Below are 14745 nucleotides of genomic sequence, written 5' to 3' on the forward strand. Positions count from 1 at the left end.
TTTTTACTGCTGTTTTTCATCAGACAATCTGTGTGAGCACTACAAAGGCAGGTTCTTTAAGGTAAGGAGGTGATCCAACCGCAGGTTCCCCTACGGTTACCTTGTTACGACTTCACCCCAGTCATGAATCACAAAGTGGTAAGCGCCCTCCCGAAGGTTAAGCTACCTACTTCTTTTGCAACCCACTCCCATGGTGTGACGGGCGGTGTGTACAAGGCCCGGGAACGTATTCACCGTAGCATTCTGATCTACGATTACTAGCGATTCCGACTTCATGGAGTCGAGTTGCAGACTCCAATCCGGACTACGACGCACTTTATGAGGTCCGCTTGCTCTCGCGAGGTCGCTTCTCTTTGTATGCGCCATTGTAGCACGTGTGTAGCCCTACTCGTAAGGGCCATGATGACTTGACGTCATCCCCACCTTCCTCCAGTTTATCACTGGCAGTCTCCTTTGAGTTCCCGGCCGAACCGCTGGCAACAAAGGATAAGGGTTGCGCTCGTTGCGGGACTTAACCCAACATTTCACAACACGAGCTGACGACAGCCATGCAGCACCTGTCTCAGAGTTCCCGAAGGCACCAATCCATCTCTGGAAAGTTCTCTGGATGTCAAGAGTAGGTAAGGTTCTTCGCGTTGCATCGAATTAAACCACATGCTCCACCGCTTGTGCGGGCCCCCGTCAATTCATTTGAGTTTTAACCTTGCGGCCGTACTCCCCAGGCGGTCGACTTAACGCGTTAGCTCCGGAAGCCACGCCTCAAGGGCACAACCTCCAAGTCGACATCGTTTACGGCGTGGACTACCAGGGTATCTAATCCTGTTTGCTCCCCACGCTTTCGCACCTGAGCGTCAGTCTTTGTCCAGGGGGCCGCCTTCGCCACCGGTATTCCTCCAGATCTCTACGCATTTCACCGCTACACCTGGAATTCTACCCCCCTCTACAAGACTCTAGCCTGCCAGTTTCGAATGCAGTTCCCAGGTTGAGCCCGGGGATTTCACATCCGACTTGACAGACCGCCTGCGTGCGCTTTACGCCCAGTAATTCCGATTAACGCTTGCACCCTCCGTATTACCGCGGCTGCTGGCACGGAGTTAGCCGGTGCTTCTTCTGCGGGTAACGTCAATCGATGAGGTTATTAACCTCACCGCCTTCCTCCCCGCTGAAAGTACTTTACAACCCGAAGGCCTTCTTCATACACGCGGCATGGCTGCATCAGGCTTGCGCCCATTGTGCAATATTCCCCACTGCTGCCTCCCGTAGGAGTCTGGACCGTGTCTCAGTTCCAGTGTGGCTGGTCATCCTCTCAGACCAGCTAGGGATCGTCGCCTAGGTGAGCCGTTACCCCACCTACTAGCTAATCCCATCTGGGCACATCTGATGGCAAGAGGCCCGAAGGTCCCCCTCTTTGGTCTTGCGACGTTATGCGGTATTAGCTACCGTTTCCAGTAGTTATCCCCCTCCATCAGGCAGTTTCCCAGACATTACTCACCCGTCCGCCGCTCGCCGGCAAAGTAGCAAGCTACTTTCCGCTGCCGCTCGACTTGCATGTGTTAGGCCTGCCGCCAGCGTTCAATCTGAGCCATGATCAAACTCTTCAATTTAAGTTTGATGCTCGTGAATTAAACTTCGTAATGAATTACGCATGTTCACTCAGAGACTTGGTATTCATTTATTGTCCGAAGACATTAAGAATCCATGTCACTTTGAGTGCCCACACAGATTGTCTGATAAATTGTTAAAGAGCAGTGCAACGCGGCTTTCGCTCACCGTTGCGAGGTCCCGTATATTACGTTTTCCTCATTCAGAGTCAAGTGATTATTTTCGCTTTTCTCTGTTGGCGTTCATCTCTGAACCCCGCTAACCCGGCGGCCTGTAAGCCGTTGTTCCGTGTCAGTGGAGGCGCATTATAGGGAGTTCTCAGACGTTGACAACCCCTCTTTTAAAAAAAACTTTCAACCGTCTCTTTTTTGCTCAAAACCGTGCTATAGCGCCAGTTTTTCGAGCGTTTCAAAGCCATAACGGCGTAAAACGGGTAAAAGTTGTTCAGTTTCTTTTGTTAACGCCATACAAAACGCGATATTCGCATCGGTAGATTTCGCATCCGGGGCTTCATGCTCCAGCAACCATGCCGTACGACGGGCAATAGCCGCTCCGGAATCCACCAGACGCGTCCCCTCCGGCAGTACCTCTAATAGCTCTTCCTGGAGTAGCGGGAAGTGGGTACAGCCCAGCACAACAGTATCCGGGGGTTCGGGCATCCTCAGCCACGGACGAAGAATACGACGCAGCTCGTCGAGTGATACCGACTTGCCATGCAGCTTCGCTTCCGCCATCTCCACCAGCTCAGCCGAACCGAGCATCGCAATCTGGCATTCATTAGCGAAACGGTCGATCAGCTCGCGGGTATAAGGACGCTTTACCGTACCTCGCGTGGCCAGCAAGCCCACAATGCCGTTCGCTGTCAGACGCGCGGCAGGCTTTATTGCAGGGACGACGCCCACAACCGGGAACTGGAATTTTTCACGCAGGGCGGGAAGAGAAACGGTGCTCGCCGTGTTACACGCGATGACAGCCAGCGCAAGGGGATAGCGCTTTTGTACCGCAGTGACGATTTCCACCACGCGCTCGACAATAAAATCTTCGCTCTTTTCCCCGTACGGGAAAGCGACGTTATCGAAGGCGTAGATGTAATGGAGATCCGGCAGGAGATGCCGAATCTCATCATAGACCGAAAGCCCACCGACGCCGGAATCAAACACAAGCACGGTGGGACGCGGATTAGAAGGTGTAGCTGCCAGACAAGGTGTATTCCCGTCCTGCAGTTTGGTAGCCATAAACTGTCTCGTAATCTTTATCGAACAGGTTGGCTATTTTACCACGAACTGTAAGGTGTGAGGTGACAGGATACGAAACTGCGACATCCCACAGGCTTACACCGCCCATTTTTACTTTCTCAGACGGGTAAGTACCAAAGTCAGTGTCGTAACGCGTACCGAGATAGTGATAAGTCAGGCTCCAGTCGAAATCATAGATCTGCGTGTCGAGCTGATATTTCACCTGCTGCTTAGCACGACGGTCCAGAAGTTCGTTGGTTGCGGCATTGCGGGCATCCACGTAGTCGTAGCCTAAAGTATGCGTCAACGGCCCCGTGTCAAACGATGCTGTCGCTTCCACACCTTTAATGCGTGCTTTACCGACGTTGTAATATTGCTGGAGGTTATTATCGAAGTCGATGAGATTATCAACGTCATTACGGTAGCCGGATACGCGCCAGCTCACGCCTGCCGTCAGGCCTTCAAACGCACCTTCCCACTGTTTGCTCTCTTCTGGATCAAGATGGTCATTGCCATAGAAACCATAGAGTTGCCCCAGATTCGGTGCTTTATAGGCCGTACCATAAGAAGCAACGAAGCGGTAACCCTCCACGAACTCCCAGGCCGCACTGCTTTGCCAGGTGCCATGACGACCGAACTGAGAGTTGTCATCGCTGCGAACCGCTCCTTCCAGGGTGAAGTCACCAAACTGCTGCAGCCCGGTCAGGTAGACGCCGGTGTTACGCAGGTCGTAGCCGTTGGTCACGTAGTTTGTACCTGGCTCGGTGCTCTGCTTCTGCCAGTCAACGCCCGCGCCAATGTTCCCATGGCCAACATCAACGGAGTTGAGCCACTGGACATTGTACTGCTTGATTTCATCCAGCGTGGCTGTCGAATCGTAGCGGCCTAAATTCGGGTCGTAGTTATAGTCCTTGCTGTGGCTATAGCTGGTGAGCAGCTGTGAATGGAAGATGTCATCATTGAAGCGCAATCCTGCATCCCAGGTCTGACTATAAAGCTGGCGGGTATCGACCAGTACGTCAGGGGTAAATGAGCTGTAGTAACCGTCGTAGGCAGTACGGTTGCTGTAGCCAAAGCCGCGAACAAAACCGCTCCACTGGTCTGAGAATGCGTGATCCAGTGCGCCGTAGAGCGTTTTATTCATAAAGCCGTCGCGATCGGTCTGGGCAAGGCCACCATTGTTGCCGTCCGCAACCACATCAAACCCTTTAGTATAGGTGTAATCACCCGCAAGCGTGACGCGCGTGCTGTCGCCCAGTGTTTGCTGAGTACTGCCACCATAATTCTGGTAGCCGTGCGAGCCGACGCCAGCATTCAGCGTGGTACCGTCCTTCGCACGAGTAGTAATAATGTTTACGACGCCACCGATCGCGTCTGAGCCGTATACCGCCGAACGCGGTCCACGAACATATTCGATACGCTGCACCAGGGAGATTGGGAACTGGCTGAGATCGGACGACCCCGTGACGCCCGCCTGGTTAAGGCGGATCCCATCAACAAGGATCAGGACGTGGCTGGAGTTGGTGCCACGGATAAAGAGAGAAGAGAGTTGCCCCATCCCGCCATTTTGCGCCGTATCCACGCCGGGCAGGCGGCGCATAACATCCAGGAGCGAGGTTGACTGCCAACGGTCAATATCGGCACGCGTAACAACCGTGTTTGCAGCCAGAATAGTTTTTTCAGGTTGTTCAAAACGATTTGCCGTCACCACCAACGAGTCTGCGCTATCCTGCGCCCAGCCCGAAAATGCCGTGACGGACAACGCCGTCAACAGCGATACTTTTTTAATCATTGTTAAAGCATCCACAATATAAGAAGGATGCCGCAGGCCTCATCGATAGCACGCGATGATGAAACCAAATGCGACGTGATCCCGGCAGGTCTTCGGGCTAGGTGGCTATATAAGGATGAAGACTTCCCATTTTCACAGTGTCTACAACGCTCATCCCGCCAGTCTTTACCGCTGCGCGTCAGCTCCAGATTTACACTGGATTCCCTTTTCACTCTCAGGAGACCGGAAACAGAATGCTACAATTAGACACGTATGGATGTCCAGACAGCTATTGGCCATTAAATCTGGACATCCCCTGAACAATCCCTACAATCGCCGCGTAATTCTTTATCACTCAGGACGCATCATGACCCCAGAACACCTCCCGACAGAACAGTACGACGCGCAGCTGGCAGAGAAAGTTGTCCGCCTGCAAAGTATGATGACGCCTTTCAACGCGCCCGTTCCCGAGGTGTTCCGCTCTCCTGTCAGCCACTACCGCATGCGTGCCGAGTTTCGCATCTGGCATGACGGTGACGACCTGTACCACATCATTTTCGATCAGCAGACGAAGTCCCGTATCCGCGTGGACAGCTTCCCGGCAGCGAGTGAGCTCATTAACCAATTAATGACGCTGATAATGGACGGCGTGCGTAACAACCCGGTACTGCGTAACAAGCTTTTCCAGATTGACTACCTGACCACGCAAAGCAATCAGGCGATTGTCTCCCTGCTGTACCACAAAGCCCTGAACGACGAGTGGCGCGAGCAGGCGGAAGCGCTGCGCGATGCGCTGCGTGCGCAGAACATCAACGTTCACCTGATTGGCCGCGCGACAAAAACCAAAATCATGCTGGATCAGGACTACATCGACGAGCGTCTGCCGGTGGCGGGTAAAGAGATGGTGTATCGTCAGGTCGAGAACAGCTTCACCCAGCCGAACGCTGCAATGAACGTGCAGATGCTGGAGTGGGCGCTGAAGGCGACGGAAGGATCAACGGGCGATCTGCTTGAGCTCTACTGCGGTAACGGCAACTTCTCGCTGGCGCTGGCGCGTAACTTCGATCGCGTCCTGGCAACGGAAATCGCCAAACCGTCGGTTGCCGCCGCGCAGTACAACATTGCCGCCAACCATATCGACAACGTGCAGATCATTCGTATGGCCGCAGAAGAGTTCACGCAGGCGATGAACGGCGTTCGCCAGTTTAACCGTCTGGAAGGCATCGATCTGAAGAGCTACCAGTGTGAGACAATTTTTGTCGACCCGCCGCGCAGTGGCCTGGACAGCGAAACCGAGAAGATGGTGCAGGCGTACCCGCGTATTTTGTACATCTCCTGTAATCCGGAGACGCTGTGCAAGAACCTGGAAACGTTAGGCCAGACGCATAAGGTTGAACGTCTGGCGCTGTTCGATCAGTTCCCGTATACGCACCATATGGAGTGCGGTGTACTGCTCACGGCGAAGTAATGTGGCCTTGTAGGGCAGGTAAGCGAAGCGCCACCTGCCAAAAAAGCCGGATGGCGCTTCGCTTATCCGGCCTACAATGACAAAAACCTTTACTCCGGTAACTGGCTTTTACGGCTACGCATGCGCGAGCCAATCCAGAACACCAGCGCCACAGACAGTACCGCAGGGAAGAAGTTAGAGCCGATATCCGGATACTCCGCGCGCACCACCGTGCTGTACAGCAATACGCCCAGAATAAAGCAGGCGGCGGCCAGCCCCGGTAACCCCACCGGCATGGTGCGGTTCAGGTAGCGTTGATGCAGGCAGTACACCGTCAGCACCAGCGCAATCAGCGGGAAAATCGAAAACGGCACGATGGAGCTAAAAATAGCGGCGAACGTACCATTAATGGATAAGCCAGCGATCAATGCCAGCAACAGCGTCCCTTTATCCTGACCTGACTGTTTCATTACTCACCTTCACTCTTCGGTTTGATGTGCCAGTTTCTCTTGTTCACGGCGATACCAGTAGTACGCGCCTTTGGAGATCATCCTGAGCTGCAATACCAGTCGCTCTTCAAGCTGCTTGCGTTGTTCAATGCTGACATCCAGCGCTTCGGCACCTGCGCTGAAAACAATCGTCACCATCGCCTCGGCCTGTGCTTCGGTAAACGCACGCGGCATATGGTTTTCGAGTTCAAGATAGTCGGCAAGTTCCGCGATGAAGTGCTGAATTTCGCGTGCGACGGCGGCACGAAACGCCGCCGACGTGCCCGAACGCTCACGCAGAAGCAGACGAAACGCGTTGGGGTTATTGCCGATAAATTCCATAAAGGTCGATACGGAGGTACGGATCACGCTGCCCCCTTTGGCGATACGCTGACGCGCCTGGCGCATCAGCTGACGCAGCATCAAACCGCTCTCGTCGACCATGGTCAGGCCCAGTTCATCCACATCACGGAAGTGACGATAGAAGGACGTTGGCGCAATCCCGGCCTCGCGTGCGACTTCGCGCAGGCTCAAACTGGCAAAACTTCGCTCAGCACTCAGTTGACTGAATGCGGCTTCCACCAGCGAACGCCGGGTTTTCTCTTTTTGTTGTGCTCTTACGCCCATCACGATAGTTGAATCCTTCCAAAGGCCTGATGGCACTATACCAGAGAATAAAATTAATCTGTTTGCCTGGCTTTGTGAATGATTGTTTACGTGCGGTTTGTGCTCCACTGCCGGAAAAAAGCACAACGATAATTGGGTTACTCTGGCAATGATGTTATGATTCTGTTGCTTTTATGTATAAGAACAGGTAAGCCTTGCCATGCCACATTCCTACGATTACGACGCAATAGTTATTGGTTCCGGCCCCGGCGGCGAAGGCGCTGCTATGGGTCTGGTGAAACAGGGAGCCAGAGTAGCGGTCATTGAGCGCTACCATAATGTCGGCGGCGGTTGCACCCACTGGGGCACTATCCCTTCGAAAGCCCTCCGCCACGCCGTTAGCCGCATTATCGAATTCAACCAGAACCCTCTTTACAGCGACCACTCCCGACTTCTTCGTTCCTCCTTTGCCGACATCCTGAACCACGCGGATACCGTCATTAACCAGCAGACGCGCATGCGTCAGGGGTTTTATGAGCGTAACCACTGTGAAATTTTGCAGGGCAACGCGCATTTTGTGGATGAACACACCCTGGCACTCGAATGCCACGACGGGTCGGTTGAAACCATCACCGCTGAAAAATTTGTGATTGCCTGCGGTTCACGCCCATACCATCCGGCCGACGTGGACTTCTCGCACCCGCGCGTCTACGACAGCGACTCGATTCTGAGCCTGCATCATGAACCCCGCCACGTCATTATCTATGGCGCAGGGGTCATTGGTTGCGAATATGCGTCGATCTTCCGCGGAATGGACGTCAAAGTTGACCTGATCAACACTCGCGACCGCCTGCTGGCCTTCCTCGATCAGGAGATGTCGGACTCCCTCTCCTACCACTTCTGGAACAGCGGCGTGGTCATTCGCCACAACGAAGAGTACGAGAAGATCGAAGGCTGCGACGACGGGGTGATCATGCACCTCAAGTCCGGCAAGAAGCTGAAAGCGGATTGCCTCCTGTACGCCAACGGCCGTACCGGCAACACCGATTCCCTGCAGCTGGAAAATATCGGGCTTGAAACCGACAGCCGCGGTCAGCTGAAGGTCAACAGCATGTATCAGACCGCCCTGCCGCACGTTTACGCGGTCGGCGACGTCATTGGCTATCCAAGCCTGGCCTCAGCCGCTTACGACCAGGGACGCATTGCGGCTCAGGCGCTGGTGAAAGGCGAAGCGACGGCGCATCTGATTGAAGATATCCCGACGGGCATCTACACCATCCCGGAAATCAGTTCCGTAGGGAAAACCGAGCAGCAGCTGACGTCAATGAAGGTGCCTTACGAGGTGGGTCGTGCGCAGTTTAAACATCTGGCGCGGGCGCAAATCGTGGGGATGAGCGTGGGTACACTGAAAATTCTGTTCCATCGCGAGACGAAAGAGATCCTCGGGATTCACTGCTTTGGTGAACGCGCCGCGGAAATCATTCATATCGGTCAGGCGATCATGGAGCAGAAAGGTGGTGGTAACACCATTGAGTACTTCGTCAACACCACCTTTAACTACCCGACCATGGCGGAAGCCTATCGGGTCGCGGCACTAAACGGCCTGAACCGCCTGTTTTAACGCGCTGTCAAAATGGCCATCCATCGCACCACGGATGGCCTCTGCCAGCTGCTCATAGCGGCTGCGCAGCGGTGACCCAGGGCGATAGACCAGGCCAATCGTACGACGCGGCTCTGGTTTAATGCACGGCAAGTAGACCACGCCATCACGTTTACGCTCGTGCGGTACCGCCAGCGCAGGCAGCAGCGTAATACCGCTTCCCGCCGCGACCATATTACGCAGCGTTTCCAGGCTGGTTGCGCGGAAATGGGTATCCTCATCCGCACCCGCTTCGAAGCAGAAGCCCATCGCCTGATCGCGCAGGCAATGGCCATCTTCCAGCATCAGTAGCTTTTCACCCGCCAGATCGGCCATCGGCACGCGATCGCGGTTCGCCCACGGGTGATCTTCATAGATCGCCAGCATCATCGGCTCATCGAACAGCGGCACTTCAATAAAGGCTTCACTCTCTTTTACCAGTGCCAGAATGGCGCAGTCGAGCTTGCCGCTGTCCAGCTGTGCCAGCAACTGATGGGTTTGCGCTTCGTGCAGGTACATTTCGAGTTTCGGGAACGTCTGGTGCAGCATCGGAATGATGTGCGGTAACAGGTACGGGCCAACGGTTGGGATCAGGCCAATATGCAGCGGGCCGGACATGGCCTCCCCCTGCTGGCTTGCCATTTCCTTGAGCACTTTGACCTCGCGCAGCACGGTGCGCGCCTGATCCACCAGCAGAAGACCTGCCTGTGTGAACAGAACCTTACGACTGGTGCGCTCCAGCAGCATCACGCCCAACTCGTCTTCCAGCTTGCGGATCTGGCCGCTCAGCGTGGGCTGGCTGACGTGGCAGGAATCTGCCGCGCGGCGAAAGTGACGATGCTCGGCTAACGCTACCAGGTATTCAAGATCACGAATATTCATTATTCATCCTCCGTCGCCACGATAGTTCATGGCGATAGATAGCATAGCAACGAACGATTATCCCTATCAAGCATTCTGTTGAATAATACACCACATAGACGAGGCGGCACGTGTTTGACCCTTGACGTCCCCGCACCGTCAGCGAGTTTCTCTCAAAACTCGAACAACTAAAGCCAACGTGAACTTTTGCGGACCCCGTGGTCCGCTTTTTTTTTGCGTAAAAAAGCCTGGCGCTAAGCCAGGCTCCGTTTTTCTCCCTCTCCCGGTGGGAGAGGGCCGGGGTGAGGGCACCAGCCCGCACGGTTCAAATCAGTCGGTTTTTCGCATCCGCAATCGCCTGCGCCACCTGCTTAGGCGACACGCCGCCTTTCGCCGCACGCTTATCCAGGCAGGACTGCAGCGCCAGAATCGGATACACATCATCCCCGATAACGGCGCTGAATTTCTGTAGATCGGCCAGCGCCAGATCTTCCAGCGGTTTACCCTGACGAATGGCTTCCACCACCGCTTCACCGACAATATGGTGCGCTTCACGGAACGGTACGCCCTTCGCCACCAGGTAATCCGCCAGCTCGGTCGAGTTCGCATAGCCCTGCTGCGCCGCTTCCTGACAGCGCGGACGCTTCACCTGAATGCCATCCAGCACCAGCGCGCCCATATGCAGACAGTCCAGCCAGGTGTCGAGCGCGTCGAACAGACCTTCTTTGTCTTCCTGCATATCTTTGTTGTACGCCAGCGGCAGCCCTTTCAGGGTCATCATCATGCCGGTCAGCGCGCCTTGCACGCGGCCACATTTCCCGCGGATCAGCTCCAGCGCGTCCGGGTTTTTCTTCTGCGGCATCAGGGATGAACCTGAGGTCACGCGGTCGGACAGCTCAACAAAGCCCGCTTCGCCGGAGTTAAAGAAGATCAAGTCTTCGGCAAAGCGCGACAGGTGCACCATACCGATAGACGCGTTAGAGAGCAGTTCCAGCACGTGGTCACGATCGGAGACGCTATCCAGGCTGTTACGGGTAGCGGAGGCAAAGCCCAGCCAGCCTGCCAGCTGTTCACGGTCGATTTCGTAAGCGGTACCCGCCAGCGCGCCGCTGCCCAGCGGGCTGACGTCCAGACGCTTCAGGGTATCCTGCAGACGGCTTTCGTCACGCGCCAGCATCTCTACATAGGCCAGACACCAGTGCGCAAAGGTCACCGGCTGCGCGCGCTGCAGGTGGGTATAACCCGGCATCACCGCGTCCTGATTATTCTGTGCGGTCTCCACCAGCGCGGTCTGCAGCTGACGGTTAGCCGCCAGCAGTTCGCCAACGGTATCCTTACACCACAGCTTCAGATCGGTGGCGACCTGGTCGTTACGGCTCCGGCCGGTATGCAGCTTTTTACCCAGCTGGCCGACCTTGTCGATCAGTTTACCTTCCACCCAGCTGTGAATATCTTCGGCATCGCTCTGCAGAATTTGCTGCGGATCCAGACGCACTTCTTCCAGCAGATTGTTCAGCGCCTCTTCCAGTTGCAGCTGTTCCTCTGGGATCAGCACGCCCACCGTCACCAGCGCTTTGGACCAGGCCACAGAGCCGACAATATCCTGTTCGGCCAGGCGGTAGTCGAAGCGCAAAGAGTCGTTGAACTGTTTGAACCGCTGATCCGCTGCCTGTGTAAAACGCCCACCCCAAAGTGCCATAACATGCTTCCTTAATATCTTTGAATTTCATTGCCCGGTGGCGCTGCGCTTACCGGGCCTACAAAACATTAAATCGATTACGCTAAAATACGCGTGCCAATCGGCGTGCCGTTAAACAGCGCCGGGAGCTGCTCCGCGTGACGCCAGGAGGCGATATCTACCGGGCGACCCAGCGTGCGCGCCGCATCCAGCGCGGCGTTCACTTTGACGATCATGCCGTCGGTGATGATGCCCTGCGCAATCAGCTGCTCGGCTTTCTCTGCCGTCATTTCTGCGATGCGCTGGCCTTTTCCGTCCAGAATGCCGCTCACGTCGGAGAGCAGGATCAGGTCCGCGCCCAGCGTTGCCGCCAGTGCGGTTGCCGCCTGGTCAGCGTTAACGTTCATCAGCTCACCCTCTTCGGTCACGCCGATAGAGCTCACCACCGGCAGGAAACCGCCTTCCAGCAGCGTGTTAATCAGCTTAGGCGAACCCGGCTGCGCCAGTCCAACATGACCGAGCGCTTCGTCGAGCTGGGTCACTTTTACGCTGTCGCCATCGCCCAGATAGAGGCCAACGGAGGCAATGTGGTGTTTCTTCGCCCAGGACAGCAGGGTTTTATTCGCCGTACCCGCCAGCGCACCGGTGATAATGTCAATCTGATCCGCAGGCGTCACGCGCAGGCCGTTCTTCTTGATCACCGGCAGGTTGAGCCCTTTCATCAGCTCATCCACCACGCAGCCGCCGCCGTGCACAATCACCAGTGGACGTTGGTGTGATTCGCGATAGTTCACCAGCGCGGTAAACAGACGCTCCAGCGCTTCTTCGCTGTCCAGCAGTACACCACCGAGTTTGATAATTAATGGGTTCATCATCACACCTTAAATAAGAGCCTGCGTTTCAGGGAAACCGAAACGAATATTTGCACACTGCATTGCCTGTGCGGCAGCGCCTTTCAGTAAGTTATCTTCTGCGGCCACCACGATGAGATGCTCACCCTGAACGGCAAAGCCGATATCGCAGAACGGCAGACCGACCACGTTTTTCAGCGCCGGCACGCCTTTGTCGTACAGGCGCACCAGCGGTTTGTCCGCATACGCCTGCGTGAAGACCTCGTTCACCTGCTCTTTGGTCACGCCCGGTTTCAGGCGACAGGTAATGGTTTCGAGGATCCCACGCGGGAAGCTGCCCAGGTGCGGGGTGAAAATGACGTCCGCGCCCAGATGCGTCGTGATCTCAGGGTGATGACGGTGATTAAACACGCCATACGGCTGAAGGCTCACTTCGCAGAAGCTGTTAGAGATCGCCGCCTTGCGCCCTGCACCGCTCACGCCGCTGGTGGCGTTGATCACCGGCCACTGGTTCAGATCCAGCAGACCCGCGTCGATCAGCGGCTTCAGGGCAAGCTGCGCCGCCGTCGGGTAGCAGCCCGGAACGGCAATCAGATCCGCTTCTTTCAGTTTATCTGCGCTCCACTCCGCCAGGCCGTACACCGCTTTTTCAAGCAGATCCGGATGCTGATGGGTGAAACCGTAATATTTTTCGTAGAACGCGCCGTCGTTAACGCGGAACGCGCCGGAGAGGTCGAAGACCACGCAGCCAGCCGCCAGGAACTGCGGCGCCAGGTCGTGGCTGACCTCGTGCGCGGTGGCTAAAAACACCACGTCGACGCCGTCGGTAAACTCGCTGATGTCAGACATGGGCTGCAGCGGCAGATCGACCATGCCCTTAAGCTGCGGATGCAAATCGGAAATTAACTTTCCTGCATCATTGCTTTGCGCTGACACGGTCAAAGCGGTTATGGTCATATGTGGATGGCGATTCACGTAGCTTACAAGCTCTGCGCCCGCATAACCGCTAGCGCCTACAATCAGCGTATTCAACATCGGGTTCCTTTATGCTCAACGTTAATGTATTTTTATTCACATTTATTGCATGAATATTGATACTATCACGACCTAAGGTGTGTCAACAATGAAAATGAACTTACCGCCATTTATCGAGATCTACCGCGCCCTGATTGCCACACCGTCCATCAGCGCAACGGAAGAAGCGCTGGATCAGAGCAATGAGTCTTTAATCAATCTGCTGGCGGGTTGGTTTAGCGATCTTGGGTTTAACGTTGAGGTTCAGCCCGTCCCCGGCACTCGCCACAAATTTAACCTACTCGCCAGTACCGGAACCGGTGCGGGCGGTCTGCTGCTGGCCGGTCATACCGACACCGTGCCGTTCGACGATGGCCGCTGGACGCGCGATCCGTTCACCCTGACCGAGCACGACAACAAGCTCTACGGTCTGGGCACCGCCGACATGAAAGGCTTCTTCGCCTTTATCCTCGACGCGCTGCGTGACGTGGACGTGACAAAGCTGAAAAAACCGCTCTACATTCTGGCGACCGCTGATGAAGAGACCAGCATGGCGGGCGCGCGCTACTTCTCTGAAAACACGGCGATTCGCCCGGATTGCGCGATCATCGGCGAGCCGACGTCTCTGCAGCCGATTCGCGCACATAAAGGCCATATCTCTACCGCCGTGCGCGTGCTCGGCCAGTCCGGCCACTCCAGCGATCCGGCGCGCGGCGTGAACGCCATTGAGCTGATGCATGATGCCATCGGCCGCATCATGGCCCTGCGTGACGATCTGAAAGAGCGTTACCACTATGAGGCGTTCACCGTGCCGTATCCAACGCTCAATCTCGGCAGCCTGCACGGCGGTGATGCCTCGAACCGTATCTGCGCCTGCTGCGAGCTGCACATGGACATCCGACCGCTGCCGGGCATGACCCTGAGCGATCTGGATGGTTTACTGAACGAAGCGCTGGCCCCGGTGAGTGAGCGCTGGCCGGGCCGTCTGACGGTCTCGGAACTGCACCCGCCGATTCCGGGTTATGAATGCCCGCCGGACCATCAGCTGGTCGAAGTGGTGGAAAAGCTGCTCGGTGAAAAAACTGACGTGGTGAATTACTGCACCGAAGCGCCGTTTATTCAGACGCTGTGCCCGACGCTGGTTCTTGGCCCTGGCTCCATCAACCAGGCGCACCAGCCGGATGAATATCTGGAAACCCGCTTTATCAAACCCACCCGCGAACTGATTACCCAAGTTGTGCATCACTTCTGCTGGCATTAAAAACTGCCCCTCACCCTAACCCTCTCCCCAAAGGGGAGAGTGAATTTGAACACCCTCTCCCCTTTGGGGAGAGGGCAGGGTGAGGGGAGTAAATCCCGCGATCTTCGTCACATTTCCATAAGCATCTCTTATCTGACGCAATGCGAATTAAATTTCGTAAATTGCCCACATTTATTCGTTTGCTGAACCGTTTTCGCAGCAATTGACGACGGGGGTTTTACGTGGCTTTATAAAGGGAGATGACAAAATAATGTCCAGAAGATTTTCACATGGGCATAAACAAAAATGATGG

At 55.5% G+C, this 14745-nt stretch carries 11 protein-coding genes, 1 rRNA gene and 1 riboswitch; of the genes, 3 read left to right on the forward strand and 9 right to left on the reverse strand.

The annotated features are described in order from the left end of the window. Positions 1 to 62: 62 nt before the first annotated feature. The 3 genes from KGP25_RS23660 to btuB form a co-directional block, all read right to left on the reverse strand. Positions 63 to 1604 (reverse strand): 16S ribosomal RNA (locus KGP25_RS23660). A gap of 381 nt (positions 1605 to 1985) precedes the next feature. Then, positions 1986 to 2837: a glutamate racemase gene (gene murI, locus KGP25_RS23665; protein ID WP_048028420.1), complete on the reverse strand. Its 852-nt coding sequence runs from the start codon at positions 2835 to 2837 to the stop codon at positions 1986 to 1988. Further along, entirely contained in the window at positions 2782 to 4629 is a 1848-nt protein-coding gene (gene btuB, locus KGP25_RS23670; protein ID WP_223539690.1) for a TonB-dependent vitamin B12 receptor BtuB, read from the reverse strand. Before btuB ends, murI begins: the two co-directional genes overlap by 56 nt. A gap of 65 nt (positions 4630 to 4694) precedes the next feature. Continuing rightward, positions 4695 to 4871, reverse strand: a riboswitch (cobalamin riboswitch). Positions 4872 to 4975: 104 nt separating this feature from the next. Here btuB and trmA point away from each other — a divergent pair. Next, on the forward strand, positions 4976 to 6076 hold the full coding sequence (trmA, locus tag KGP25_RS23675) for a tRNA (uridine(54)-C5)-methyltransferase TrmA (RefSeq protein ID WP_023333837.1): 1101 nt from the start codon (positions 4976 to 4978) through the stop codon (positions 6074 to 6076). 89 nt (positions 6077 to 6165) lie between these two features. Here trmA and KGP25_RS23680 read toward each other — a convergent pair whose 3' ends face one another. Then, the gene (locus KGP25_RS23680) at positions 6166 to 6525 is read right to left on the reverse strand and encodes a YijD family membrane protein (RefSeq protein ID WP_008501783.1); all 360 of its coding nucleotides are present in this window, start codon (positions 6523 to 6525) and stop codon (positions 6166 to 6168) included. 9 nt (positions 6526 to 6534) lie between these two features. After that, complete coding sequence (gene fabR, locus KGP25_RS23685) at positions 6535 to 7173, reverse strand: HTH-type transcriptional repressor FabR (protein ID WP_008501784.1); 639 nt, start codon at positions 7171 to 7173, stop codon at positions 6535 to 6537. Between the two features lie 196 nt (positions 7174 to 7369). Here fabR and sthA point away from each other — a divergent pair, with 196 nt between their 5' ends. Beyond that, entirely contained in the window at positions 7370 to 8770 is a 1401-nt protein-coding gene (gene sthA / locus KGP25_RS23690; protein WP_008501785.1) for a Si-specific NAD(P)(+) transhydrogenase, read from the forward strand. Here sthA and oxyR read toward each other — a convergent pair. The 4 genes from oxyR to argC all read right to left on the reverse strand — a co-directional run bounded on the left by oxyR (position 8744) and on the right by argC (position 13213). After that, positions 8744 to 9670 (reverse strand): DNA-binding transcriptional regulator OxyR, encoded by a 927-nt coding sequence (gene oxyR / locus KGP25_RS23695; protein WP_044597477.1) that lies wholly within the window; start codon positions 9668 to 9670, stop codon positions 8744 to 8746. The genes sthA and oxyR overlap by 27 nt on opposite strands. Positions 9671 to 9974: 304 nt before the next feature. Then, positions 9975 to 11348 carry an argininosuccinate lyase gene (argH, locus tag KGP25_RS23700; protein WP_223539691.1) on the reverse strand — a complete coding sequence of 458 codons (1374 nt, stop codon included), beginning with the start codon at positions 11346 to 11348 and terminating at the stop codon, positions 9975 to 9977. 77 nt (positions 11349 to 11425) lie between these two features. Further along, complete coding sequence (argB, locus tag KGP25_RS23705; RefSeq protein ID WP_086374972.1) at positions 11426 to 12202, reverse strand: acetylglutamate kinase; 777 nt, start codon at positions 12200 to 12202, stop codon at positions 11426 to 11428. A gap of 6 nt (positions 12203 to 12208) precedes the next feature. Beyond that, the gene (gene argC / locus KGP25_RS23710; protein ID WP_223539692.1) at positions 12209 to 13213 is read right to left on the reverse strand and encodes an N-acetyl-gamma-glutamyl-phosphate reductase; all 1005 of its coding nucleotides are present in this window, start codon (positions 13211 to 13213) and stop codon (positions 12209 to 12211) included. An 88-nt stretch (positions 13214 to 13301) separates the two neighbouring features. On the opposite strand from argC, the gene argE reads away from it, so the two are divergent. Then, positions 13302 to 14453, forward strand: coding sequence for an acetylornithine deacetylase (gene argE / locus KGP25_RS23715; RefSeq protein ID WP_223539693.1), 1152 nt, complete (start codon positions 13302 to 13304; stop codon positions 14451 to 14453). Positions 14454 to 14745: the final 292 nt, after the last annotated feature.

Source organism: Enterobacter sp. JBIWA003, assembly GCF_019968825.1.
Classification (GTDB): domain Bacteria; phylum Pseudomonadota; class Gammaproteobacteria; order Enterobacterales; family Enterobacteriaceae; genus Enterobacter; species Enterobacter quasiroggenkampii.

Excerpts from the sequence above, each read along its gene's own strand:
- murI (WP_048028420.1), bottom strand. The coding sequence starts at position 2,837 with ATGGCTACCAAACTGCAGGACGGGAATACACCTTGTCTGGCAGCTACA.
- btuB (WP_223539690.1), bottom strand. The coding sequence starts at position 4,629 with ATGATTAAAAAAGTATCGCTGTTGACGGCGTTGTCCGTCACGGCATTT.
- trmA (WP_023333837.1), top strand. The coding sequence starts at position 4,976 with ATGACCCCAGAACACCTCCCGACAGAACAGTACGACGCGCAGCTGGCA.
- KGP25_RS23680 (WP_008501783.1), bottom strand. The coding sequence starts at position 6,525 with ATGAAACAGTCAGGTCAGGATAAAGGGACGCTGTTGCTGGCATTGATC.
- sthA (WP_008501785.1), top strand. The coding sequence starts at position 7,370 with ATGCCACATTCCTACGATTACGACGCAATAGTTATTGGTTCCGGCCCC.
- oxyR (WP_044597477.1), bottom strand. The coding sequence starts at position 9,670 with ATGAATATTCGTGATCTTGAATACCTGGTAGCGTTAGCCGAGCATCGT.
- argH (WP_223539691.1), bottom strand. The coding sequence starts at position 11,348 with ATGGCACTTTGGGGTGGGCGTTTTACACAGGCAGCGGATCAGCGGTTC.
- argB (WP_086374972.1), bottom strand. The coding sequence starts at position 12,202 with ATGATGAACCCATTAATTATCAAACTCGGTGGTGTACTGCTGGACAGC.
- argC (WP_223539692.1), bottom strand. The coding sequence starts at position 13,213 with ATGTTGAATACGCTGATTGTAGGCGCTAGCGGTTATGCGGGCGCAGAG.
- argE (WP_223539693.1), top strand. The coding sequence starts at position 13,302 with ATGAAAATGAACTTACCGCCATTTATCGAGATCTACCGCGCCCTGATT.